This window comes from Frankia nepalensis (assembly GCF_016786325.1).
In the GTDB taxonomy this organism is placed as follows: Bacteria; Actinomycetota; Actinomycetes; order Frankiales; family Frankiaceae; genus Pseudofrankia; species Pseudofrankia nepalensis.
Map to the genome: position 1 here is coordinate 1 of NZ_JADWYU010000143.1, position 24,520 is coordinate 24,520.

General features: G+C 71.3%; 14 protein-coding genes. 8 read left to right on the top strand and 6 right to left on the bottom strand.

The window, feature by feature from the left end:
- Window positions 1-439: 439 nt before the first annotated feature.
- Window positions 440-1,051: an NAD(P)-dependent oxidoreductase gene (locus I6A81_RS21610; protein ID WP_202999056.1), complete on the bottom strand. Its 612-nt coding sequence runs from the start codon at window positions 1,049-1,051 to the stop codon at window positions 440-442.
- Window positions 1,052-1,150: 99 nt separating this feature from the next.
- On the opposite strand from I6A81_RS21610, the gene I6A81_RS21615 reads away from it, so the two are divergent.
- The 3 genes from I6A81_RS21615 (at window position 1,151) to I6A81_RS21625 (ending at window position 4,635) form a co-directional block, all read left to right on the top strand.
- Window positions 1,151-1,639, top strand: a complete 489-nt coding sequence (locus tag I6A81_RS21615; protein ID WP_202999057.1) for a MarR family winged helix-turn-helix transcriptional regulator — start codon at window positions 1,151-1,153, stop codon at window positions 1,637-1,639.
- Between the two features lie 463 nt (window positions 1,640-2,102).
- Window positions 2,103-3,356: a cytochrome P450 gene (locus tag I6A81_RS21620; protein WP_307874808.1), complete on the top strand. Its 1,254-nt coding sequence runs from the start codon at window positions 2,103-2,105 to the stop codon at window positions 3,354-3,356.
- A gap of 52 nt (window positions 3,357-3,408) precedes the next feature.
- Window positions 3,409-4,635, top strand: a complete 1,227-nt coding sequence (locus tag I6A81_RS21625) for a cytochrome P450 (RefSeq protein WP_202999059.1) — start codon at window positions 3,409-3,411, stop codon at window positions 4,633-4,635.
- A gap of 104 nt (window positions 4,636-4,739) precedes the next feature.
- Here I6A81_RS21625 and I6A81_RS21630 read toward each other — a convergent pair whose 3' ends face one another.
- Window positions 4,740-5,759, bottom strand: a complete 1,020-nt coding sequence (locus I6A81_RS21630) for an AraC family transcriptional regulator (RefSeq protein ID WP_202999060.1) — start codon at window positions 5,757-5,759, stop codon at window positions 4,740-4,742.
- 257 nt (window positions 5,760-6,016) lie between these two features.
- Between I6A81_RS21630 and I6A81_RS21635 the strand changes: the two genes are divergently transcribed.
- A complete protein-coding gene (locus tag I6A81_RS21635) occupies window positions 6,017-6,853 on the top strand; it encodes an oxidoreductase (RefSeq protein ID WP_202999062.1) in 837 nt (278 codons plus the stop codon).
- A gap of 138 nt (window positions 6,854-6,991) precedes the next feature.
- Here I6A81_RS21635 and I6A81_RS21640 read toward each other — a convergent pair whose 3' ends face one another.
- Complete coding sequence (locus I6A81_RS21640) at window positions 6,992-8,158, bottom strand: enoyl-CoA hydratase/isomerase family protein (RefSeq protein ID WP_202999064.1); 1,167 nt, start codon at window positions 8,156-8,158, stop codon at window positions 6,992-6,994.
- 471 nt (window positions 8,159-8,629) lie between these two features.
- Window positions 8,630-13,552 (bottom strand): diguanylate cyclase, encoded by a 4,923-nt coding sequence (locus tag I6A81_RS21645; protein ID WP_202999066.1) that lies wholly within the window; start codon window positions 13,550-13,552, stop codon window positions 8,630-8,632.
- 291 nt (window positions 13,553-13,843) lie between these two features.
- Between I6A81_RS21645 and I6A81_RS21650 the strand changes: the two genes are divergently transcribed.
- Together I6A81_RS21650 and I6A81_RS21655 are read left to right on the top strand one after the other, a co-directional pair.
- Window positions 13,844-15,169, top strand: a complete 1,326-nt coding sequence (locus I6A81_RS21650; RefSeq protein ID WP_307874809.1) for a sensor domain-containing phosphodiesterase — start codon at window positions 13,844-13,846, stop codon at window positions 15,167-15,169.
- A 1,071-nt stretch (window positions 15,170-16,240) separates the two neighbouring features.
- Window positions 16,241-17,470, top strand: coding sequence for an ABC transporter substrate-binding protein (locus I6A81_RS21655; protein ID WP_238428079.1), 1,230 nt, complete (start codon window positions 16,241-16,243; stop codon window positions 17,468-17,470).
- A gap of 164 nt (window positions 17,471-17,634) precedes the next feature.
- On the opposite strand, the gene I6A81_RS21660 is transcribed toward I6A81_RS21655, so the two are convergent.
- Together I6A81_RS21660 and I6A81_RS21665 are read right to left on the bottom strand one after the other, a co-directional pair.
- The gene (locus I6A81_RS21660; protein ID WP_202999071.1) at window positions 17,635-18,426 is read right to left on the bottom strand and encodes a class I SAM-dependent methyltransferase; all 792 of its coding nucleotides are present in this window, start codon (window positions 18,424-18,426) and stop codon (window positions 17,635-17,637) included.
- A 202-nt stretch (window positions 18,427-18,628) separates the two neighbouring features.
- Window positions 18,629-19,483: a helix-turn-helix transcriptional regulator gene (locus I6A81_RS21665; RefSeq protein WP_202999073.1), complete on the bottom strand. Its 855-nt coding sequence runs from the start codon at window positions 19,481-19,483 to the stop codon at window positions 18,629-18,631.
- A 969-nt stretch (window positions 19,484-20,452) separates the two neighbouring features.
- Between I6A81_RS21665 and I6A81_RS21670 the strand changes: the two genes are divergently transcribed.
- Together I6A81_RS21670 and I6A81_RS21675 are read left to right on the top strand one after the other, a co-directional pair.
- Window positions 20,453-21,271: a lysophospholipid acyltransferase family protein gene (locus I6A81_RS21670; protein WP_202999075.1), complete on the top strand. Its 819-nt coding sequence runs from the start codon at window positions 20,453-20,455 to the stop codon at window positions 21,269-21,271.
- A 280-nt stretch (window positions 21,272-21,551) separates the two neighbouring features.
- The gene (locus I6A81_RS21675; protein WP_202999077.1) at window positions 21,552-24,491 is read left to right on the top strand and encodes a type I polyketide synthase; all 2,940 of its coding nucleotides are present in this window, start codon (window positions 21,552-21,554) and stop codon (window positions 24,489-24,491) included.
- The last annotated feature ends 29 nt before the right edge of the window (window positions 24,492-24,520 follow it).

The following is a 24,520-nucleotide window of genomic DNA, read 5'->3' on the forward strand; positions in this document are numbered from 1 at the left end:
GGGTCTCCAGGTCGGTAGCGCGACGGGTACGTCCTGGTAGACCGGGCGGCCCGGCGGAACTCATCGGTGGAGCTCGCAGCGTCCGCGCGCCAGACCACCGGGCGGCCTCACCATCTCCCCCGCGCCCAGGCACGAGACGTTTGGCGAGCCATCACCGGCTCGCCAGGCTGTCGCGCTCGGCGCGGATCTGCCGCCGCCAGACCGCCAAAGCCCGCCTGATACGAGCCACGCCACCCGAGGACTGGCCAACCATCACAGCGAGTGGCCATCCGTCCCGATACCTACACCCACTGTAGGGATCGCACGAAGTTGGCCACTCCAGGGGCTCGGTGAGGGGTTGTTGGCCAGTCGAACGGCTCAGGGCTGGTGACTACTTGGCCGTTTCTCGCGGCCCGTGCGACGACCAGTCGGATGTCGCGAACGACCTCCTGCCGGCCGGCTACGAGGTGATGGAGACGGCTCGGTGGACGAAATCGTCCTGGGTGAGCTGGGCGAGCATGAAGTCGGCGACGTCGGCGAACGAGACCTTGGAAGCGAACGTCAGCCGCAGATCACTGCCCGTGCGGTAGCGGCCGGTGAACGGGCCGTCGGTGAGGACCGCCGGTCGCACGATGGTCCACGCGGTGCCGCTGGCCCTGATGAGGTCCTCCATGCCTTCTTTGTCGCGCATCAACGATCTGATCGTGACCCGGGTGACGGCGACGTAGAGGTTGCGGTGGCGGCTGTCGGCCACGCCGTATCCACTGACGGCGACCAGGCGGTGAACGCCGTGGGCGTCCATCGCCGGCAGGACGGTGCGCATCCCGTCCGTGCAGACCGTGCTGCCCCATCTGCGCTGGCCCAGCGCGCTGAGCACGGCGTCGCTGCCGGCGACGACCTGCTTCACGGCCTCGGTGTCGCGGACGTCGCCGGCCACCGGCTGGAGGCGCTCGTGGACGGTGAGACGGCTGGGGTCGCGGGCGAGCGCGGTGACGGTATGGCCCTGCTGTAGCGCCTGTTCGAGCAGGTGGCGGCCGGTGTGACCGGTGCCGCCGAAGACTGCCAGGTGCATGCCGCGTTTCCTTCCAACGAGACAACACTTTGAGACTCCAAGCATTGACCCAGATGGTTTGAGTCGTCAAGTGTTGGAGTCTCCATGTAACATCGGCGGGTGGGCGACACCGACGGGAGCACCGACGAGTCGCTGATCCATGCCGTCGTCAAGCAGGTAGTCACCCTCGCGGCTGCGACCAGCGCGCTTGCCGCGGACCTGCTGAAGGAACTCGATCTCACCGAGCCGCTCGCGAACGCCCTGTGGCGGCTTGACCCCGACGGGGCTGCGCCCTCGATGCGCACGTTGGCGGCCACGCTGAACTGCGACCCGTCCACCGTCACGTTCCTCACCGACCGGTTGGAACAGCGCGGCCTCATCCAACGGCAACCGGCGCCGACAGACCGGCGCCAGAAGGTCATCCGTCTGACCCGCCGTGGTGTCGAAGTCCGCACGCGGCTCGTTCAGACCCTGACAGCAAGCTCCCCGCTCGCCCAGCTCTCCCCGGACGACCAGCAGCACCTCTACGCGCTGCTCGCCAAAGCGGGCGCCGACCCGAGCCAGTTCACCTGCCAGCCAACCAACCCATCCAGCACCGCCACCGACTAGGCAGACCGGTCCGGCGACGCACAGCCCGAGAGACTTCAACCCGCGGCTCGGCGACCAAGCGGGCTGGCCAGATACCTGCCGAATGGCCACCTACTGGCCAAATAGCCCGCGCAGTGGCCAAGTTCGCGCGATCCCTACACCCAGCGGACCATGGCATCGGCCCGTGCAGCAGCGCCCCCACGCAGGTCACGCAAAGCAAGCAGATGAGAACGGCGCCACACTTAAATGTGCAGGGAAACCTATCGATCCATAGGATCGAGCAATTCAAGCGGACTTGCCGCGTCCGGCGCCCGGGCCGCAGCTTTTACCTCTGGTTCATCCCGCTCCTTCCGACAGTTTACCGGGCAACGCGAGAATGAGGCCGGTCACGGAGACGGCGGCTTCTTCAGATACGCCACCCGATGGAGACACGGCGGTCGTCCCCGCTCTTCGGTGTTCTTCTTCCGGAAGTGGAGAACCGGCTGTGGACGATGTCGGTACCGTCGTGACCGCTGTCGCGACCCCGGCGCGTGTCGAGGACCTGCTTTCTTCCGAGACCCGGCCCGACCCCTACCGGGCGTACGCGGACCTGCGCGCCCAGGGCGCCGTCCACCCCAGCCCGATGGGGATCGCGGTCGTCACCCGCTACCAGGAGTGCGCCGAGGTCCTGTCGGACCCGCGCTGGAGCCACGCGAACGAGGCGGAGCTGTTCCACCCCGGCGTGGAGCACACCGAGCTGCCGGCCTCCTTTCTGTGGATGGACCCGCCGGACCACACACGCCTGCGCGGGCTGGTAAGCAAGGCGTTCACCGCCAGGACGGTCTCGGACCTGCGCCAGCGGATCACGCGGATCGTCGACGGCCTGCTCGACCCGGTGATCGGCGCCGGGACGACCGATCTCGTCGAGGCCCTGGCCTACCCGCTGCCGCTCACGGTGATCTGCGAGCTGCTCGGGGTGCCGGCCAGCGATCACCCGCTCGTGCACGGCTGGGCTCCCGCGCTGGCCCGCGGGTTCGACCCCGACCCGCTGCTGAGCCCGCGGGAGCGCGTCGCGCGCACCGACGCCGCCGTCGAGCTGCTGGAGTACTTCGGCGGCCTCGTCTCCCGGGCCCGCGACCGGGCGGCGCGCGGCGAGCCCGCCACGGACCTGGTCAGCGAGCTCGCCCGCGTGCACGACCACGGCGACGCCCTGACCGAGCACGAGATGCTGGCCACCTGCGTGACGCTGCTCATCGCCGGTCACGAGACGACCGTCAACCTGGTCGGCAACGGGCTGCTCGGCCTCATCCGCGACCCCGACCAGCTGGATCTGCTGCGGCGGCGTCCCGAGCTGCACGGCGCCGCCGTGGACGAGATGCTCCGGCACGACTCGCCGGTGCACATGACCACCCGTGCCGCGCTGACGAACCTCACCGTGGCCGGGCACGAGTTCGCGCCCGGCGAGGGTGTGATCGTCCTGATCGGGTCGGCGAACCGGGATGACCGGGCCTTCGCCCGGCCCGACGAGCTCGACCTCACCCGCTACGCCAACCGCGAGACCGTCGCGGCGCGCCACCTCAGCTTCAGCCTCGGCATGCACTACTGCCTGGGTGCGCCGCTGGCGCGGCTGGAGATGGAGGTGCTGCTCACCGCCCTCGCGCGGCGGGGCGCCCAGCTGGAACTGGACGCGGCCGGGCCGACCTACAAGCCCAACCTGGTGCTGCGCGGCCTGGCCACGCTGCCCGGCCGGATCAACTGAGATCACCCCGGCTGAGACCACTCCCGGATCGAGCTCGTCCAAGGAGCCGACGATGACAGGACTGCCCGCCGTCCAGGACCCGCTCGCGGCGTTCGCGCCGGACAACCGCGCCGATCCGTACTCCGGCTACCGGCGGGTGGCCGCGGGGCCGCGACTACAGACACTGGCTCCGTCCATCCTGCTGGCCCCGCGGTTCCGCGAGTGCGAGGCGGTGCTGCAGGACGCCGCATGGGGCCACGGATACGCCGAGAGCCTGAACCCGTTCCGTCCCGGCGTTCCGGTGGCCGAGGTACCCGGGTCGATCCTCATCCTGGACCCGCCCGACCACACCCGGCTGCGTTCCGTGGTCAGCCGCGCCTTCACGGCCCGCGCCATGACGCGGCTGCGGGCCCGGGTGACCGCGGACGCCGAGCGCATGGTGAACGCCATGATCGAGGCAGGTGAGGCGGAGGTGATGTCCGAGCTCGCCGAGAACCTGGCCCTGCACACCTCGTCGGCGCTGATGGGAATTCCGGTCAGCGAGGCGATGGGGCTGCGTGGCCCGCTGCGCATGATGGCCCGCGGAGTCGACCCGGACCTGTTCCTCAGCGCGACGGAAGTCGCGCAGCGCGTCGAGGGAAGGAAGACGGTTGAGGAGTACTTCGGCGCGCTGCTCGCCGCTCGCCTCGACGGCCGGGCGCCCCAGGCCGACGACGTCCTCGGGACGGTCGCCGAGACCGCGGCGGGCGGCGAGCTGACCCACGAACTGGTCGAGCTGGCCTCCGTCATGTTCGTCGGCGGCCACGGCACGACGGAGAGTGTGCTCGGCAACTCCGTGCTCAGCCTCGCCCGCGACCCCGAGCAGTTCGACCGGATCCGCGCGGCGCCGGAACTCGTTCCGTCCGCGGTCGAGGAGCTGATCCGCTTCGAGCCCCCGGTTCAGTTCACCCACCGGGTCGCCCTCTCGGAACGGACACTCGACGGCCACCAGCTGCCCCGCGGGACCGGCGTGGTGATCATGATCGCCTCGGCGAACCGCGACCCGGACGTCTACACCGATCCAGACCAGCTCGACCTCGGCCGCTATCACGGGGCCAGCCCGGCCCGGCGGCACCTGGCCTTCAGCCTGGGCACCCACTACTGCATCGGCGCGATCCTGGGAAAGATGCAGCTGGAAGCGGTGCTGGTCGCCCTGACACGCGGGTGCAAGGCGCTGGAGACGGTCGGCGAGCCTGTCTATCACCCCAATGTCGCCATCCGATCGATGAGCGCGCTGCCGGTGCGCTTTCACCGGGCCTGAGGAGCTCGTTTCCGGGAACGATTCGAGATCCCCACCCGATCGATCGGAACGTGCCCTGACCCGGGCCGTCAGATTGGCTCCGCCAACTCGGGCGGCTGCCTTTGTCAGCCCGGCGTCAGGCCTCCCACCCGGGCCTCTCCCGAGATTCCCCGCGCGGTTTCCGGGGTGATGCCGGTCCAGGTGCGAAAGGCCCGGTAGAACGAGTTGGTGTCCTGGTAGCCAAGCAGGTAGGCGATTTCACCGGTTCGCAGGTTGCCCTGGTGGAGGTAGTGGCGAGCGAGACTCTCGCGGGTGCCGGCGAGGACGTCCTGGTAGGTGGTGCCTTCGTCGCGCAGTTGCCGTTGCAGGGTGCGTGAGCTGATCGCCAGCCGCCTGGTCACCGCGGTGATGGAGGGGTCACCGGCGGGCAGCGTCTCGTGCAGGGCGGCGCGTACCCGGTCGGCGACGCTCGCCTCGGTGTGCAGGTCGGCCAGTCGGCGGCGCAGTTCCGGGGCGAAGAAGCGCCACATCGGTTCGTTCTCGGTCAGGAACGGCCGCGCGGCGTCGGCGGCGGTGAACGTGACCGCGTCGGTGTCGCCCACGGAGACCCGGGTTCCGAGATACGACTCCAGGCTGGTCGGGCCGCTGGGAGCGACGGACAGGGTGACTCCGGTGGGACGGATGTGGTGGCGGGTCGCGATGCGGGCCAGGGCCACCCAGAACACCACCTCGGAGGTCGCCAGCAGAGTTGGCGGACGCTGGCCGGGTGGCCACCGGTAGGAGATCTGGAGGCCGGTGGCGGTCTCGGTGACCTCGAGACGCAACGGCCCGACCAGCGGCTTGTAGGTGGCGATGCGCTGCGCGGCCACGGTCAGGGTGGGGCTGCACAGCGCCGCCATGATCGGTGGGCTGAACGTTTCCACCGAGATTGCCTGGCCAACATCGAGGGCGAGATCCCGGTCGCCGCCCTCCTCGGCGAGCGCGGACCAGAACCGGTAGTACTCCGCGACCGTGAGCATCGCCGGACGCCGGATGAGCAGATCTCCGGGTAGTGCTGCTCGGCGCAGCACCCGAGGCCACGAGAGCCGCAAGTCGGTGACGAACACCTTGATCCCGGGATCCAGGGAGAAGCGACCGAGCGTCACTCTGGGAGCCTAGATCTTCGACAAGCTCCAGGACTTGCCGTTCACGCCAACCTTCGGCGAATCGCGCCACGCGACACCACGTGCGCGACTCCGGCCAGCAGGGCACGGCGTGGCGCGTCATGCAAGCGAGTCGGCGCGCTGAGCTAGTCCTCGAGCCATGCCCCGCCCCTAGCGTTGAAGACACCGAACCAGCCCATGTGTCCGCCTCACCACCGAGGCCGCACACATGCCAGCGGTCCCGCGAACAGGAGAAAGCCATGACCGTCACCAAGGTTGCCCTCGTGACCGGAGCCTCCTCCGGCATCGGCGAGGCCACCGCTCGCCAGCTCGCCGCGGCGGGGTTCATCGTGTACGCCGCCGCCCGCCGCGCCGAACGCCTCCAGCAGCTCGCAACGGCGGATATCCGCCCTCTGGTCATGGATGTCACCGACGACGCCTCCATGCGGGCCGGTGTCGACGCCATCCTCGGCGAGCAGGGCCGGATCGATGTACTTGTCAACAACGCCGGCTACGGCTCCTACGGCGCCGTGGAGGACGTGCCCATGTCCGAGGCCCGCGAGCAGCTGGAGGTCAATGTCTTCGGCGCCGCCCGCCTCATCCAGCTCGTCCTGCCGGGGATGCGCGCCCAGCGGTCCGGCGCGATCGTCAACGTCACGTCGATGGGCGGCAAGATCACTACCCCGCTCGGGGCCTGGTACCACGCCACCAAGTTCGCCCTCGAAGCGCTGAGCGACTGCCTGCGCATGGAGGTCGCCCCGTTCGGCATCAATGTCGTGGTCATCGAACCCGGCGGCATCCGCACCGAATGGGGAGGCATCGCCGCCGACAAGGTCCGCGCCGTGTCCAGCGGCGGCCCCTACGCCCCGCAGGCCAACGCCGTCGCCGGTTCACTGACCGCGGAGACCCTTCAGCGCCGCGCGTCGCCGCCCGAGCTGATCGGGAAGACGATCACCAGGGCGGTCACGGCGAAGCGGCCCAGGACCCGCTACGCCGTCGGCTACGGCGCCAAGCCCCTGATCTTCCTGCACGGCGTGCTACCCGACCGCGGCTTCGACGCGCTCGTCCGCCGCATCACCAGGGTCCCCTCGGCCTGACCGGCCAGGACCGCCTTCCTCACGGGCCGCCCCGAGGGAGCCAGCGCGCCGAGCGCACGACCGAACACGTCCGGAACAAGGCCACCGGGCAGGACCACCGCCGCCTTCCACCTACGGATCCCGTAGATCCGGACGAGCTCAGCGAGGCCCGCCGCCGGGTGCGGGCTGTCGGCCTCGCGTGTCGAGGTCGAGATCGAGGTCGCCGCCCGCGGGAGTAGCGAAGAACGTCGCGACGAGGGCGTCGTCGACGTCGGCGAGCGAGCTGGGTGCCCACCGTGGGGAGCGGTCCTTGTCGATGATCTGCGCGCGGATCCCCTCGGCCAGGTCGTGGTGGCGCAGGCAGGCGACGGAGACCCGGAACTCGCTCACGAGCGCCGCGGCCAGGTCCGCGAGGCCCGCGGCCCGGCGCAGCGCGGTGAGGGTGACGGTGAGCGCCGTCGGCGACTTCGCCGCGATCTCGTCGGCCGCGGCGGCGGCCGCCGGGTCGCCGTGCGCGCGCAGCCGGCCGAGGATCTCCTCGACGGTGTCCGCCGCGTAGCAGGCGTCGATCCAGCCGCGCGCGGCGGCGAGGCCTCCTTCGCCGGCGGGGACGGCCAGCTTGGCGACGGCGTCCGTGGGGGACGTCCCGGTGACCAGCAGGTCGACCAGCTCCGGCAGCCTGCCCGCGGGGACCAGGTGGTCGGCGAGCCCGCCGGTGAGCGCGTCGGCCGCGGACAGGGTGCCGGCGGTGAGCGCGGCGTGGGTTCCCGTCTGACCGGGCATCCGGGACAGCAGCCAGGTGCCGCCCACGTCGGGCACGAGGCCGATGCCGGTCTCCGGCATGGCGATCCTGGAGCGCTCGGTGACGACCCGGACCGAGCCGTGCGCGGAGATCCCGACGCCCCCGCCCATCACCAGGCCGTCCATCAGCGCGACGTACGGCTTCGGGTAGCGGGCGATGAACGCGTTCAGCCGGTACTCGTCGGCCCAGAAGTCGATGGATCCGGTCCCGCCGGACCGAGCATCGCGGTAGAACGCCCGGACGTCGCCGCCGGCGCACAGCCCGCGCTCGCCGGCGCCGTCGACGAGCACGCAAGTGATCGAGTCGTCGGTCGCCCAGTCGGCGAGGGCCTCGGTCATCGCGAGCACCATGGCGTGGGTCAGCGCGTTGATCGCCTTCGGCCGGTTGAGGGTGAGCCGGCCGACGGAGCCCTCGACGCGGCGGATCACCTCGTCGGTGCCTCCGGCCGGCGCGCCGACGGACGCCGACGCCGACGCCGACGCCGAAGCAGACGCGGACGCCGACGCCACCGGGGACGGGGCCATCAGGCGTCCGCCGGCATCGCGCGGGACACGCTCACCCACCCGATCGCGACGGTGTGCTCGTGGGTCTGATACGCCCGTGGGTCTCGCACGATCGTCTCCAACCGAATTCCGTGAGGCATCCGCGGTCTTCAGCGTGCCAAATCCGGTTCCGGGGCACATCGATCCCGGCAGTGATTAACTTCTCACCGGCCTGGTCCCAGCAGGACTGACGAACACCTGAGGGGCCGCCGACCTGCGTCGTTCCTCCCTGTCCGGCCCATGAGACGCCACGCACCCGGATGTCGCGACGGGCTTAATCCGTCGGCGTACGTTCGGTTCCCACCGGCGGACAACTACCTGGCGGACGGCTGTCTCCCGAGCCTGTCCGACGCGTTTGGGTAAGGCGAACGCCGGTTTCTCAGGCAAGGGCGGTCCGGCTTGGCGCCTGCCCGCCGGCAGTGCGCCTGCCCGCCGGCGAGCGGGAGCGTCGAGCTAACTCGACACTCTCGAGCGGGCAAGCGCCGCCTCGACCCGATTGCGCCCGCTGTGTTTGGCCCGGTACAGCGCCGCGTCGGCGACCTCCACCAACGCCGTCTTGTCGTCGCCGGGCGCTGGAGTGATCGCCGTGACGCCGACGCTCACCGTCACGATGCCGTCGGCGGCCAACGGGTGTGGTTCCGCGAGATCCGTGACGGCGGTACACAGGTGGCGGGCCAGTCGGGTGGCGACGGCGAGGTCGGCGCCTGGCATCACGACGGCGAACTCCTCGCCGCCGTAGCGGGCGGCCAGGTCGGTGTCGCGGGTGTTCCTGGCCAGGCAGGCGGCGACCCGCCGCAGGCAGCGGTCGCCGGTGGTATGCCCGAAATGGTCGTTGTAGAGCTTGAAGTAGTCGACGTCGACCATCGCCAGCGCTATCGGCGCCGCCTGGCGTCCTGCCCGGCGCCATTCGGCGTCGAGGACCTCGTCGAGACGTCGCCGGTTGGCCAGGCCGGTCAGCTGGTCGGTGACCGTGAGCTGTTCCAGCCGCTCGTTGGCGGCGCACAGCTGTCGCGTCCGCTCGGCGACCTTGCGTTCCAGGGACTCGTACACCAGTGCGTTGTCGAGCGAGACCGCCAGCTGTCCGGCGATCAGCATGATCCCCTCGAGGCGTTCGGCGGAGAACGCGCCGCGGATCATCCGGTTTTCCAGCAGCAGCATCGCCCGCAGGGCGCCCCGGATCGTGATGGGCACGGCGAGCAGCGCGCAGCGGTCCAGACCGACGAAATAGGGGTCCCGGCGGAAGCGGTCGTCGCGGACGGCGTCGGCGAGGACGACGGGTTCGCTGGTGCGTTCGGCGTATCGGACGACCGTGTGTGGTATCAGGCGGCGCTGCCTGGCCTCCCGGAGCGGGATGGTGCCGCCATCCTTCATGATCACCCGCCAGTCGGTCTCTCCCTGGTCGCGCAGCAACAGGTGGACGCCGGTGGCGCCGGTCATGGTCGACAGGATGCCCGCGACCTTGGCCCGCAGGCCCTCGACGCTGGTCTGCGAGCTGAGCGCCTGGGAGGTGGCGACGATGCCGAGCAGGTCGATCGTGCCGGTCGTCACGGTGGCGCGCCGGTCGGCGGCCGGCGCCCGCGCGGCCGTCCCCAGGCCGGTGGACGCGGCCAGCGGCGTCGGGTAGGCCCAGTCGAGCTGGCTGACCTTCGCGGTCGCGCCCCAGGCCAGATACTGTCGGCGGGCGGCCGACAGCAGCATGTGGCCGGTCTCCTCCACGCCGTGGGCCAGGTAGCACCGGGCCGCGCGTTCCAGGATCAGGGCCCGATGCCACGGGCGCGCCCGTCCGGAGCATTCCCGCTGCGCCGCGTCGAACTTGCGGATCGCCTCGCGGAAGGCGCCGGCGGCCCAGGCCCGCTCCGCCTCCACCAGGCGCAGCAGGTGCAGGAAGTTGGCCGGCGCGTCGGCCGCGCGGGCGGCCAGCCACGCGATCGTCTCGTCCAGCTCGGCGAGCAGGGTGTCGTGCTGGCCCACCTCCGCCGCGCGGGCCTGCCCGGCCAGCGCCAGGGCCCGTAGCAGGCGGGCCACCGCGGTCGCGTAGTGCGCCTGGATCGAGGGCAGCAACGGCATCACGGCGGCCGTGTGCCTGATCAGCTCGGCCGGGTGGTCGAGAATGGCCGCGGCGAGCGCCCGGGTGATGTGCAGGTTGGCGGCGGCGACCGGATTGGCGGCCAGCGTGCCGAGCTGGGCCCGCTCGTCGGCCGTCGAGTCGACGGCCTCCCCCCGCAGCACCCTGGCCAGCCGCTGGTAGGTCCGGAAGGTCTCCTCGGCGTGGTCGTTGCCGGTGCGGGCGGCGACCGCCAGCGCCTCATCGACCTCGGCGACGAAGTCCTCGATCGTGGGCGCGCAGTCCAGCTGGTCGTATACCAGCGGGTAGTGGGTCCAGCAGGCGTTCTGCAGGTCACCGCCCTGAAGCAGGCCCTCCAGCGCGCGACGCGCCTCGGACAGGGTGGCCTCGAGCGGTTCGAACCAGTGGCTGACACTGAGGACGTACAGGAACTGCGCCTGCCACACGTCCGGTTCGTAGCCGCGGGCGTGCGCGACCGTGAGGATCCGCCGCGCCAACCGATACCCGGTGTGGTAGTCGCCCCCGCGAGCGATGGTCACCAACGCGAGGTGGCTGGCCGGGCCCACCAGGATGCGTTCCGGGCCGTCCTGCGCCCACATCCGCAGCGCCTGCAGCGTCAGCCAGGCCATCACCGCCTGGTCGCAGAAGAACGCGGGGGGCATGAGCCGGTTGACCAGGGTGATCGCGTCGGTCCGCGAACGGTCGGTGACCTCCGGTCGCCTCAGGTCGTCGGATTCGGTGGTCCAGCCCATCCAGGGGTAGAGCGCGTCGAGTGCGCGGTCGATCTCCGTGTCCAGGTGGCGGGAGTCCGGGACGGCGAGACCGAGCCGGCGCAGCTGGTCGAGGCCGAGTCGCATGGCCTCACCGGCGCGTCCCTGGTTGGTAAGGCTGCTGACCTGCACCACGGTGGCGGAGGTGCGCTGGGCCGGATCGCCGCACAGCCCGCTGATGGTCCGGTATTCCTCCTCCGCGTCGTCGAGGCGCCCGAGCATGTACAGGGCGGCGTGACGATCGGTGTGGAGCGCGCGCAGCAGATCGGTGTCGGCCGGGTCGACGAGCCTGATCGCGGCGGTCAGGAGCCGCTCCACCAGCGGGTAGTTGCTCAGCACGCGCGCCTCGTCGGCCGCGCGCCGAAACAGCCGGACCATCAGCCGCTGTTCCGCGGCGGCGTGCACGGCGTCGGCCACCAGCAGGTACTGCTGCGCCGCCACCGTGAAGAACTCGGGCCGGGCGGCCAGCCGGCGGGCCAGGCGCAGGCGCAGGGCGCGCAGTGCCCGCGGGGTGAGACCACCCAGGACGGCCTCCTGGGCCCGATCGTGGTGAAACCGCACGTTCTGGTGGCCATCGCGCCGGTGGCCCTCGCATTCCAGCACCGCGACCCCGTCGATGAACGCGGGTATGAGCCGCCGCTCGACCTCGTCGGCCGCCAGCCCGGTCGCGGCCGCCACGACGTCCAGCTCGACCCGGCCGGCCAGACAGGCCATCACCGCCAGCACCTCTCGGGTGCCCGAGGGCAGCGCGGCGACGTGGTCGGCCAACAGCGCGGTCACGTCCACCCGGCCCAGCTGGCGGCGTAGCGCGGTCGGGTCCCATCGCCACCCCTCCTCGCCCGGGGTGAGCACGCCGTCGTGGCGCAACGCGCCCAGCAGTTCCACCGTGTCGTACGGATTGCCCCCGGCATGGGGCGCGATCAACCGCGCCAGCTCGGTGGCGGGCTCTTCGGCCAGATGCAGCAGGTCGGCCACCATGGCGGCCTGACCGGCCGGTGCCAGATTGCCCAGCCGCAGGTGGCGCGGCCCGGACGGCGCCCGGCGCCACCGGGCGAGCATCGGCGCCAGCACGTGGGCGGCGTCCACCTCGCCTTCCCGGTAGGCACCGACCAGCAGCAGTCCTTCGATGGGTTCCCCACCGCCGAAGACCAGATCGACGAAGCCCAGTGGCGTCCGGGCAGCCCACTGCAGATCGTCGATGAACATCACCACCGGCCGCTTCCGCGAGGCGACCGCCCGCAGGATCTCGACCGCGCCACGCTGGGTTCGCGCCTGCGCGGTCATTGGATCCCCTGTCTCCAAGGGCACCTCGAGCAGCACCGCCAGCTCCGGCACGATGGCACTGATGATCCCGGCGTTGGGCCTCAACGCCCGCACCAGCCGCTCCCGCAGCTCGACCAGGCAGTCGTCCGGCTCGGCCAGCAGCAGCCGGCCCAACGCGCGGAACGCCTGGCGAACTCCGTCATACTCCTGGTCACGGCGGTAGGGGTCGAACTTGCCCGCCACGTACCAGCCATCGTTGCCAGCCACGATCGGCCGCAGCTCGTTGGCCAGGGCGGTCTTGCCCACCCCTGGCGCACCGCTGAGCAGGACCCCCGGGCACCGGCCCGCCATCGCCTCGGCGAACGCCGCGCCCAGCTCGCCGATCTCCTCCTCCCGGCCGGACAGCCGAGACGGCGTCAGTGGCCGCGCCGGAAGATCATGTTTGCCGGGGTGCGGCACGGCGGCGCCGCGACGCGTCGAGGCCAGGTCACGCACCAGGCCGTCGGCGCTCTGATAGCGATCGTCCGGCTCCTTCTCGAGCAGATGCATGATGATCGACGACAGCCCAGCCGGTATCGACGGGTTGATGTCCGACGGCGGGACCGGCCTGCGCGCAAGATGGTCATGGATGATCCGCAGCGGGTCGCCCGCGCCGAACGGCGGCGTCCCGGTGGCCAGCTCGTAAAGGGTCGCCCCGACGGCGTACAGATCGGCTCGCTGATCGACCCGGCGACCGGTCCGACCGGTCTGCTCCGGCGCCAGGTACGCCATCGTCCCGACGACCTCGTCCTGGTGGGCGAACTCCGGCTGGGCCGCCGAGGTCGTGGCCAGCGCGAAGTCGAAGAGCACCAACGCGTCCCGGCCGCGGCTCACCAGAATGTTCGCCGGGTTGATGTCCCGATGCACCACACCCCGGCGATGCATCTCCGCCACGGCACGCGCGAGCGACTCGGCGATCCTGACCAGTTCGTCCGGATCCACCGGAACAGCCAGTTCGGACAGCACCGTGCCACCCGTGTCGGCCAGCAGGATCGATCTCTCGCTCGGCGGCTCTTCGGCCGCGAGTTGCACGACCCCCCGCGCACCGGACAGCCGGCCGAGGATCTCGGTCTCGTGCCGCAGCCGTCGCCCCGCGTCCGGCCCCAGCGGCTCCTTGCGGATCACGCTTCCGGCCGGCGAGACCAGCCGGGTGACCCGGGTCCGCTCCGACTCGTGGAGCAGCTCCTCCCGCGCCGCTCCCGGCGGGTCCCGGCCTGACGCCGAGCGCTTTGACCTCATCCCGTCAACATCCCGTATCCCGTCAAGATCCCGTCGACCCCCACCCGAGCCGCCCCGCCGCTGACCTGCCCGGTCTTCCTCGCTCACAGTCCTTCCTCGGTCACAGTCTTCCCCGATCACGGCGCCCACAACGACGGGCTCGAGGCCAGCCGCTCGGTGATCGCCGGCCAGGCCGGCCGACACGCAGGCCGCGTCCGGCGCGTGGATCCCGCCAGGCCGCGAGTGTCGGCCGGCGAGCGGCGGGTAGTCGGGCTATCAGAGGGGGGCGACATGCCGGAATGGCCACGCTGCGTGGGACCGACCAGTGAGGTAGACACGCCGAGTGACGCGCTGCTCGACCTGCTCGAGCTGCTCCGCCGTCGCCTGGGAATGGAGATGGCCTGGCTCGGCCGCCTCGATCAGGACCTTCTGGTCCTGCAGGTGGTCTGCGGCGGCCTTCGCAGGTACGGCCTGCAGCCGGGATCGAGCATCCGCCGCGAGGACGGGCTGTTCGGCCGGGTGCTGGCCGGCGAGCTACCCGAGCTGATCCCGGACACCCGCGCCGACCCACGCACCGCCGAAACCTTGTCGGTCCGCGAGCTCGGTGTCGGCGCCTACGCCGCGACGCCGGTCCGGGACGCCGACGGGGTCCTGTTCGGCCTGCTCGGCTGCGTGCACGGGCAGGCGCGGCCCGCGCTGGGCCCGCGCGAGCTCCGGCTGCTCCGCCTGCTCGCGGACTTCCTCACCGACTATGTCTCCGACCTGCACAGGATGTGGGAGGTCCGCAGCCGGCTCTGGCGCCGCATCCACGACCTCATCGACTCCGGCGGCCCGGAGATCTTCTTCCAGCCCATAGTCGATCTGAGCTCGACGAGGACGGTCGCCGTCGAGGCGCTGTCCCGTCTGCCCGGCACCCAGGAAGAGCCGGGAACCCTGTTCAAGGACGCCGCGACGGTGGGCCTTGGGCCCGAACTCGAGACGACCGCGGTTCACCGCGCGCTCGCCGCGCTCCCCCGCCTGCCCACCGACATCCGTCTGGCCATCAACGCCTCCCCGTCGACCGTCTCCAGCGGCCTGATCGACGTCCTCCTCGAGACCGGTTGCCCGGAACGACTGGCCGTCGAGATCACCGAACACGAGGAGATAGACGCCAACGACTCTCTTCTCGACGCGGTCACCGCGCTTCGCGCGCGTGGAGTCCTCATCGTGATCGACGACATCGGAACGGGCTACGCCGGCCTCGACCTCCTTCTCCATATTCGACCCGAGGTAATCAAACTCGACGGCTACATCGTGCGCGGCATGGGAACCGATCCCGCTCACCGAGCGGTGGCCGCGGGAGTCACCAGCATCGCCAAGGACCTGGCGAGCCGGGTCGTCGCGGAAGGGATCGAGACGTCCTCCGACCTGGCCGCGGCACGCGCCGCCGGAATCAACTACGGGCAGGGATACCTCCTCGGCCGCCCCACCGCGCTCCCGCGCGGATCCGGCAAGTCTCCAGAACGCCGATTCGGCAATGACCTGGGCGGGCCCATGCGAGGGGCGATCGCGACAGACGCGGCGCGGAAGCGCCGATCAGGCTCCGAACAATCCCCGTTCTCGGGCGACGCCCAGCCCAGGAAAACGCCCTCGCGCTGAGGCCGTGGAAGCCGGGCTTCTCCTGGGCTGACCTGGCCGGCCAGGGTCCCGGTGCCCGCGGCGGGGCGAGACGGCGGCGCTCAGGACGTTCAGGCATCCCGGCGGCTTCGGACCGCCAGGAGGCCTAGCCACCGGACCGAGCGGGCGGTACGGCACGCCCACCACGGCGGTCCGCCTATCGCGGACACACGGTCGACACAACGGAGTCCCGATGGAGCGCCTGGTCATCGTCCGCCACCTCGCGGGGGGCCGAAGGACCAGGCAGTGGAGAACTCGGCACCCGCCATCCGGGGCCAATCCGGTCTGAGTGATTATGCAGCCACGGGTCGTGGCACCAGCGCTGAGCGCGGGCCGGATCCACGGAAGTTGGCGGCGATGCCTTGACTCCCGCCTGCCTCCCTTCCAGTATCAATGCCGACATCGATGTTGAGGTTCACCAAGATCCTCCCGCGAGCGGTCTCGCGCGCTGTCCGACCAGGTGAGAAAGATCCGAAGGGGGCGCTCGTGCAGGCTGCTGGATCTCGATGGTCCTAGCCCAAGGTCGGCTGGCGGCCCCGCCCGGCTGCCGCGCGCGCGACACCGCCGGGATGGCGGACACGGCGTGGATGCTCGCGGACCGTCCGGAGGTCGCCAGGACACTCGTGACCAGCGGGTCCGCTCGAGCCGTCGAACGGCCAGCGACCATCGTCGCGATCACGCGGCTCGCCGACGCGGCGGCTGGCCTGGCCGGCCACGCTCGCCCGCGAGGCCGCGGACGACTGGGACGGCGCTGGCCCGATCCGGTCCCTCGCCCGAGTGGACGAGGCGGATGCGCCTCGCGCCGGGCTCGGCGGCCGTCGTCCGCGATCCCCAACGGCGACAGCGCGACCGGGGCAGCCGACCAGGCGATCGTCCCCACACGCGCCCGTGGCTGGTCGCGGCCAGCCACTGTGCCGACGGCCGCCGCAAGCGGCTCGCCGTCGCTCATTGCTCCAGAGCGATAACACTGTGAGGTTGGAGACGCAGATGCAGGAGTCGATAGTTTCACGCCGCCGTGCTACGGCCAGGCGGTTTCCGCGGCGATCGGCGGGCATGCTGTTAGCGGCCCCGATGGCCTTGCTCCTGTTCGCCGCCGCGTGCGGCTCGGACGACGACAGTGGCTCCCCCACGGTTGACCCGTCCGCGGCCGCCAACGCGCTCGGGCCAGTCGACCGGGCGGCGGGCGCGCCGGTCAAGATTGGAATCATCTCGGACGGGCGGGGCGCCGCCGTCGACAACTCGGTCCAGTTCGACATCGCCGCGGCCACCGCCAAGTGGCTCAACGAGCACCACGGGGGCATCGGGGGCCGGCCCATCGAGCTGGTGACGTGCGAGACCCAGGGGGACCCGGGCAAGGGCACCGACTGCGGCAACGAGATGGTCGAGCAGGACGTCGTCGCGGTCGCGGTCGGCGAGTCGGGCGTAGGCGACGCGGTGGCCCAGCCCCTGGCCGACGCCGATGTGCCGGTCATGTTCTACGGCCTGACCACCCCGGCGCTCCTGAACGACCCGACGACCTTCACGGTCAGCGACCCGAACTTCGCCATCCAGCAGTTGCCGATCGCCATCGCGCGGCAGGAGAACCTCAAGAAGGTGACGTCGGTGGTCATCGACGTGCCTGCCCTGCTCTACAACGTCGAGGAGCTCGCGCCGCGACTGATGCGGGAGGCGGGGCTCGAGTACCAGCTCATCCGGGTCCCCCCGGGCACCGCCGACATGACGGCCCAGCTGCAGGGGGCCGCGGGTGGTGACGCCGGGATCGTGTTCGTCGTGGGCAACGACTCGTTCTGCATCAGCGCGTTCAACGGCCTGCGGGCTGTCGGCTACACCGGCAAGATCAGCGCCATCTCGCAGTGCATCACCGACGCGACCCGCAAGGCCGTGTCAGGCGACGTCCTGAAGGGAATGAGCGTCGCCGCCTCCATGCCGCTCGGCGGCGACGACCCGTCCACCATCCTCTACAACGCGGTGCTCGAGACCTACGGGCAGGGAATAGACGCGACCTCGTCGGCGGCCCGGGGCATGTTTGTCACGTTCGCCGGTCTCGCGACGGCGCTTGAGGGCATCACCGGCGACATCACCCCGGCGACGGTCACTGCCGCCATCAAGGCGATGCCGGAGAAGGAGCTGCCCGGCGCCGGCGGCCTGAAGTTCCGGTGCAACGGCAAGGCCTCGCCGGATTCGTCCGCGGTGTGCGTGCGAGGCGGGCTGACGACGACCCTCGACGGCGCCGGCCAGTCCACCGCGTTCGAGGTGCTCGGAAGCTCCCCGATCCCGGACTGACGGTCCGGGCCAGGCGGACCGCTCGACCAGAGCCTCGACAGCCGGCGCGGCCCAGTCCCTGCCGCGCCGGCTCGACAGGCTCCGCCATGGTGGCGTCCCGGCTTCGTGACCAGGCCGCGCGCCGGTGCTGACGGATTCCGGGTTGGTCAACTGAGTGAGCGCGGCTACGTGTCCGCTCGGTGGCGATGAGCAGTGACGATCCAGGCACGGGAGTCGAACCAGACACCGTCGTCGCCCAGGCGCGCGGCGAGCGCCTGGCGTAGACGCTCGTCCGCGCGCGTCGCGGCGGCGGAATCCAACCGCTTCAGGGCTTCGCTGGTGCAGGTGAAGCCGCGGACCCAGTCGAGGGCGGCGGTCACGTCCGGGCCGTAGTAGACCGGTTCGTGGACCTCGGTGAACGCGATGCCAGCGAACCCCGCGGCCCGCAGGATCTCCGTCACGGTCGGCGGGTCGGCGAACGAGAACGGATCCGGTCCCCCGGAAGCACCGGTCACCGGCCCCTCGGCGGCTTCGAGGGAACGGCGGATGGCGACGTCCCACTCGTTGCGCTCACGGGCCTGCCAGACCATCATCACCAGGCGCCCGGCCGGGCGCAGCGCCCGCCCGATGTTGGCGAACGCGGCGACGGGGTCGGCGAAGAACATCGAGCCGAACCTGCTGATCGCCAGGTCGAAACGCTCGGGTGGAAAGCGGTGAACCTGCGCGTCGGCGTGCTCGAAGGTGACGTTGCGGAGGCCTTCCGCCCGGGCCAGCTCGCGGGCGCGCTCGACCGCGGGCGCTGAGAGGTCGACTCCGAGCACGCTGCCCGCCCGGGCCGTACGCGCGGCCTGCCGGCTCGTCTGCCCGGTGCCACATCCGATGTCAAGGACGTGGTCGTGGAGCTGGGCGCCAGCCGCCTGGCGCAGGAGCTCGTTGTGCCGCCGCAGTTCGGCGTCGTAACCCGCGGCGTGTCGCATCGCGGTCCCTTCACGGCGGCCAGGGCCGCCTGGGCGCTGTTGGTCATCGGCGTCCATCAGGAATCTCGCACACGAGCACCAGGTAGGACGAAGAAAGTCGACCGGTCAGCGCCTCCAGACGGCCGCCGGTCAGCGCCTCCGAGGCGGACGCCGGCGCTGGAGCCGCCTCCAGAAATCTCCCGGAAGGGGCGACGACGGGTCGCTACAGCAGGCCGGCCTGCCGGGCCACGCTCACTGCCGCCGTCCGGTTGTTGACGCCCAGCTTGCTCCGGACGCTGCGCAGGTAGGCCTTGACGGTCTCCGTGCTCACGAAGAGCCGCCGCGCTGTTTCGGCGTTCGAGAGCCCCTGAGCCACCAGGCGCAGCACGTCCCGTTCCCGCCTGGTGAGGACGACCGTCTCCTCCTCCGCCGCCGGCACCGCGAGGAGGCTCTCGTCGAGCAGGTTCCGAATGATTTCGACGCTCTGCCGGACTATTGGGCTGTCGACCTGCCCGACGATCTTTTCCAACTCGTCGTCAATCTGGTAAAGGACCCGCACGTCCAGGCTCGACCGTGGCGCCTCACCACGGAGGTGCGCTCCCCCGATCTCGGCGATGAAGGCCTCCAGCCGGCCTATGAACGCCAGGGCGCTCTTTGCCGTCCGAACGCTGATCGGGCTCTCGGACCGAGTCGCCACATACAGCACGAACGCCACCCGCCCCTCGAACCGCAGCGGGATCGCGAGCACGGAGCGAATATCCTCGCGGCAGTCCGTCCAGATCGGCACGCCGGCGCCGTCGCCAAGGCCGGCGTAGGCACCGATCGGTCGGCCCGCCTTGACCTCCACGTGCCGGCCGAGCGCCACGACCCGACCGCTGATCCCCTGTTTGGGCAGCGCGGACAGTCCTTCGAACGCGTCGGTCTGCGCGCCGTCGGCACAGAGGATGGCCACGCGGCCGGTATCCGGGTCGACGCGCCCGCCGAGAACAAGATCGGCACCGGTGCGTGCGCGCAGCCGGGAGGTCGCCTTGCCGAGGAATCCTTCGATGTGAGAGCCGGAGGATAACTCTGATGTCATCGTCACCCTTTCAGCGGACCTTCCGCATCATCACCTTGGGTGGGCGCCGGAACCCAGCAACTCGACACCGAGGGCAAGATCGCTGCCGCACCCGGTCTCGGCAAGGAGCGCCGGAACGTGACCCGGTCAGCGTAGCCCTGGTCGGCGGGATCGGGATCACGGGAGTCAGCGCGCGATCACAGCGATGGGTCACCGGAAAGCTCCCCTCGGTGGTCGGTTGCCGTGAGCCTGCCGGACAACCGTGTCCCCGTTCATCCGCCAGATGTCGGATGTTGGCCTGACGGGGCCCGCCACTTGGCGGTCAGGCTGGCGCGGCAGCTGGCGCGGCATACGCCTGGACACGGCCCCGGATGAGTGGACGGCGGGACGTGGCGCGCCGCCCGTCGCCGCGACCTGCCCAGGCCGGGCCGGGACCGCGTTCCACCACATGCACGGCGCCTGGCCGTTGGGACGCGGGCACGAGCACCTCGCCATAAAGATCACCTCGGGCAGGAAGCTGAACCCTGTGAACCAAGGGAGCAAGGAACCAGGGCGACAGCAATCCAGCGTCTGATCATGCCTCCGCCGCCGGGGCACACCACAGCTCCGGCTCGCGCGGCGGTACCGCTGAACCTATGAGGCGGACCTCGGGGACGATACCCGCTCAAGGGGGTATTAAAGCGGCATTTTCGTCCCTAATCTCCTCCGGGTAGCGCGCCGCGAACCATTCGCCGTTCGGCGGCCCCGCAGGCGCGCTGTCTTGCGTACGGCCACCGTGCCAGGACGCCTGGACCTACGACGACTCCCCCGAGGAGTTCTCTCATGCCCCAACCGCCCACGACCGCCACGCCCATAGACCGCCGAAGTTCCGGCCGGCCGGGCGCCGCGACCAGCTCCACCAGCTCCGCCAGCGCCCTGGCACCGCCCGGCCCTCGCCTCGCGCAGGACGCCGCCCACCCCTCGGCGCCACCGCGAACGTCTGATCCCGCGATGGTCCGGGGCCCGAGTCGGGACGACCTCACCGCGGTGGCCTCAGGCCTCACCGCGGTGGCCTCAGGCCCGGGGCGCGCACCGGCAGCGGCGCGCGGCCGGATCCCGATCCGGACCGACGCCGTCTCCCGGCTCTGCTACTCGTTCGTCCGTCTCGTGCTGCGTCCGGTTCTGCTCTGTGTGTGGCGGCCTCGGGTCTTCGGCGCCGAGAACATCCCCCGCACCGGTGGCGTCATCCTGGCCAGCAACCACCTTTCCTTCCTCGACTCGTTCTTTCTCGGCGCGGTCACGCGGCGGCGGATCACCTTTCTCGCCAAGTCCGAGTACTTCACCACGCCGGGCAGGCGCGGTTGGCTGACGCGGGTGTTCTTCACGGCTGTCGGCCAGCTCAGCGTCGACCGGAACAACCAGCAGAAGGCCGGGGCCGCTCTCGGCTCAGCCGTCCAGCTGCTGTCCCGAGGAGAGCTCGTCGGCATCTATCCGGAGGGGACCCGTTCCCCGGACGGACGCCTCTACCGAGCCCGGACGGGCGTCGCCCGGATGGCGCTCGAAGCCGGCGTGCCGGTCATCCCGGTCGCCCTGATCGGCACGTTTCAGGTTCTGCCCACGGGACGGCGGCTGCCTCGCCTGCGCCCCGTCGACATCCGCTTCGGCGCCCCGCTCGACCTCCGCCAGCATGGGAAGACACCGGACGCCCAGGCGGCCCGGGCCGCCGCCGACGAGGTGATGGCGGCGATCCAGTCCCTGTCGGGACAGCCGTACGCGCCAACCGACGCGCGGCGGTTCAAGACCGAGGCCGGCCTCGGCCGTTCCCGCTGAGCTGTGCCCGGCCCATCGCGACGCGGAGAACCGCGGCCGTGGCGGCGTCGGGCAGGGCGCCCTGGCCGGCTCGTCCGCGGCGGTGATCCGCCGAACCGCGATCACGGCGCCTGCTGGCAGATCCATGCCTCCTGAGGATTCCCTTGGTTGATCTGCGCTCTCTTACCAGCAGTCGCCCTCGCGCGTTGGGCCGATCCGACGGGCCGATGGCGGTGGATTCGCCGACCTGGCCGCACCGGAACGACGCCGGCCCGCCCACAAATGCCATGGAGAGGTCCGCATGGGTGTCACCTTCAGCGATGACGGCCGGTCATCGCTGCGAACGTATGAATTCCCGGAGATCCGGCGCGACCCTCTCTCCAGGCCGCCGGAGGATGACCGCGACCTGCCCGGGGACGATCCGGTGGTCATCGTCGGGATGGCCTGCCGGCTCCCTGGCGGCGCCGACTCGCCCGAAGCGTTGTGGGAGCTCGTGCGGGACGGCCGGGACGCGGTCACGGATCTTCCGTCCGACCGCGGCTGGGATCTTGACGCGCTGTACCACCCGGACCCGGAGCATCCCGGCACGATCTACACCCGCGGCGGTGGATTCCTGCCAGGGATCGACCTGTTCGACGCCGGATTCTTCGCCATCGAGCCGCATGAGGCACATGCGATGGACCCCCAGCAGAGACTGATGCTGGAGATCTCCTGGGAGGCGCTCGAACGGGCGGGTGTCGACCCGAGGTTCCTGCGCGGCAGCAGGACCGGGGTGTTCAGTGGCGTCTCGCGCCAGGACTACTGCCCGCCCTGGCGCCGTGGTCCCGCCGCGGCCGCGGGTCAGTTGCCTACCGGCGACGCGCTCGGCGTGGTCGCCGACCGGGTCGCGTACACCCTGGGGCTGGAAGGCCCCGCGCTCACCGTCGAGACCGAGGGATCGAGCTCCCTGGTCGCCGTCCACCTGGCCCGGCAGTCGCTGCGGATGGGCGAGTGCGATCTCGCGCTCGCCGGCGGGGTGACGGTGATGGCGAGGCCGAGCATGCTGCTCGAGCTCAGTCGGCAACGAGGCCTGGCCCCCGACGGGCGGTGCAAGGCGTTCTCGGCCGACGCGGACGGGACCGGTTGGGCGGATGGCGCCGGACTACTCGTCCTGGAGCGTCTGTCCGACGCTCGGCGGCATGGCCATCGGGTCCTCGCCACGATCCGCGGCACGGCGGTGGACACGGCGGTGGACCAGGACGGCGCCGGCGACGTGTCGGCCCCGAACGGCTTCGCCCAACAGCGCCTGATCCGTCAGACGCTCGCCGATGCCGGTCTGGCGCCCGGTGACGTGGACGTCGTGGAGGCGCACGGCACCGGAACGGCGCTCGGGGATCCCATCGAGGCCCACGCCCTGATCGCCACGTACGGCCGACATCGTTCGCCCGGCCGTCCGCTCTACCTTGGCTCGCTGAAGTCCAACATCGGCCACACCCAGGCCGCCAGCGGAGTGGCCGGCCTGATCAAGATGGTGCAGGCGATTCGGCACGGCGTGCTGCCGTCGACTCTGCACCTTCGGGAGCCGTCCCCGCGCGTGGACTGGTCGGCCGGTCACCTCGCGCTCCTCACCGAGAACACCCCCTGGGAACGTCGCGGCGGCGCGCCGCGCCGCGCCGCCGTCTCCGCCTTCGGCGTGAGCGGTACCAACGCCCACGCCGTCGTGGAAGAGGTGCTGGACGAGACGTCGGACGACGCGTCGCCCCGAACCGCGGCGCCGGACGCGGCGGGCGGCGGGACCGGCCCGCGACACGACGCCCTGCTGGTGCCCGTGGTCCTTTCCGGTCGGACCGACACCGCGCTGCGAGCCCAGGCGGCCCGGCTTCGTGACCATCTGGCTCGCCGCCCCGACGCGGATCCGCTCGACGTGGCACACACGCTCGCGCGCCGCGCCCGGTTCGAATGGCGGGCGGTCGCGATCGTCCCCGGCGGCCAGGCCGGCGGAGGACGGCTGGCCGGCGCGCTGGCCAAGCTGGCCGATGGCCGTCGCGGAGGCGAGGTGATCCGCGGGGGCGTCCGCCCGGCCGTCGCGGGCGGCCGGACCGCCTTCATGTTCACCGGCCAGGACGGCCAGCGCCCCGGGATGGGCCGTTGCCTGCACGACGCCTACCCCGTGTTCCGGCGGGCGTTGGACGAGGTCTGCGCCCGGTTCGACGGACAGCTGGAACGGCCGCTGCGAGACGTCATGTTCGCCGCGGACGGATCACCCGAGGCGGCCCTGCTCGACCAGACGGCCTACGCCCAGTGCGCGCTGTTCGCGTTCGAGACGGCGATGTTCCGCCTGCTGGCGTCCTGGAATCTGGTGCCCGACATTCTGGTCGGCCACTCCCTCGGCGAACTCACCGCCGCGTACCTCGCCGGAGTGTGGACCCTCGACGACGCCTGCGAACTGGTCGCCGCCCGTGGCTGGCTGATGCAGGCGTGCCGGCCCGGCGGCGCGATGATCTCGATTCGCGCGTCCGAGGCCGCGGTCCGCGCGTCGATCGCGGGGTTCGCGGGCCAGGTGGACGTCGCCGCGATCAACGGTCCCGCGGCCACGGTGATAGCGGGCGAAGCGAGGACCGTGGAAACGGTGGCCGCGAACTGGGCCTCACGAGGCCGCAGCACGAGTCGGCTGACCATCGGTCACGCATTCCACTCCCAGCACATGGACGACATGCTCGGCGCCTTCCGCGTGGTGGCCGAGCGGATTTCCTACAGGTCGCCGGCCCTGCCCATGGTGTCCAACCTCACCGGCCGGCTCGCCACCGAGGCCGAGCTGACGTCGCCCGGCTACTGGGTGCGACACGCGCGCCATCCCGTCCGGTTCAGCGACGGGGTGGGCGAGCTGCGCCGCGAAGGCGTCACCTCCTTCGTCGAGGTGGGCCCCGACGCCGTCCTGGTCGCGCTCGCCGGCGGCTGCCTGCGCAGGGAGCCGATCGCCGGTGGGGAGGTGCTCCTGGTGGCGACGTCCCGCGGAGGCAGGTCCGAGGCGCGGGCGGCAATGGCCGCGGCCGCCCACCTGGATGTCGCGGGCTTCACCGTCGACTGGCCCGCCGTCTGCCCGAGCCGCCCCGCCCGGCATCTCGACCTGCCGACATACGCCTTCCAGCGCGAGCGCTACTGGCTCGGGCACGAGGCCCCGCCGCCGCGGGGGACGGCCGGCGCCTGGCCCGTCGGTTCTGGCTCGCGCCACGGCGCCCGGCGCCTGGCGTTTGAGCGGTGATCGCCGGTGGTAACGATGCCCTTGGAGCA

Bases quoted from the DNA above. Each gene is read 5' to 3' on its own strand.
- I6A81_RS21645 (WP_202999066.1), bottom strand. From the start codon at position 13,552: ATGAGGTCAAAGCGCTCGGCGTCAGGCCGGGACCCGCCGGGAGCGGCG.
- I6A81_RS21625 (WP_202999059.1), top strand. From the start codon at position 3,409: ATGACAGGACTGCCCGCCGTCCAGGACCCGCTCGCGGCGTTCGCGCCG.
- I6A81_RS21640 (WP_202999064.1), bottom strand. From the start codon at position 8,158: ATGGCCCCGTCCCCGGTGGCGTCGGCGTCCGCGTCTGCTTCGGCGTCG.
- I6A81_RS21610 (WP_202999056.1), bottom strand. From the start codon at position 1,051: ATGCACCTGGCAGTCTTCGGCGGCACCGGTCACACCGGCCGCCACCTG.
- I6A81_RS21660 (WP_202999071.1), bottom strand. From the start codon at position 18,426: ATGCGACACGCCGCGGGTTACGACGCCGAACTGCGGCGGCACAACGAG.
- I6A81_RS21665 (WP_202999073.1), bottom strand. From the start codon at position 19,483: ATGACATCAGAGTTATCCTCCGGCTCTCACATCGAAGGATTCCTCGGC.
- I6A81_RS21635 (WP_202999062.1), top strand. From the start codon at position 6,017: ATGACCGTCACCAAGGTTGCCCTCGTGACCGGAGCCTCCTCCGGCATC.
- I6A81_RS21670 (WP_202999075.1), top strand. From the start codon at position 20,453: ATGGTCCGGGGCCCGAGTCGGGACGACCTCACCGCGGTGGCCTCAGGC.
- I6A81_RS21675 (WP_202999077.1), top strand. From the start codon at position 21,552: ATGGGTGTCACCTTCAGCGATGACGGCCGGTCATCGCTGCGAACGTAT.
- I6A81_RS21655 (WP_238428079.1), top strand. From the start codon at position 16,241: ATGCTGTTAGCGGCCCCGATGGCCTTGCTCCTGTTCGCCGCCGCGTGC.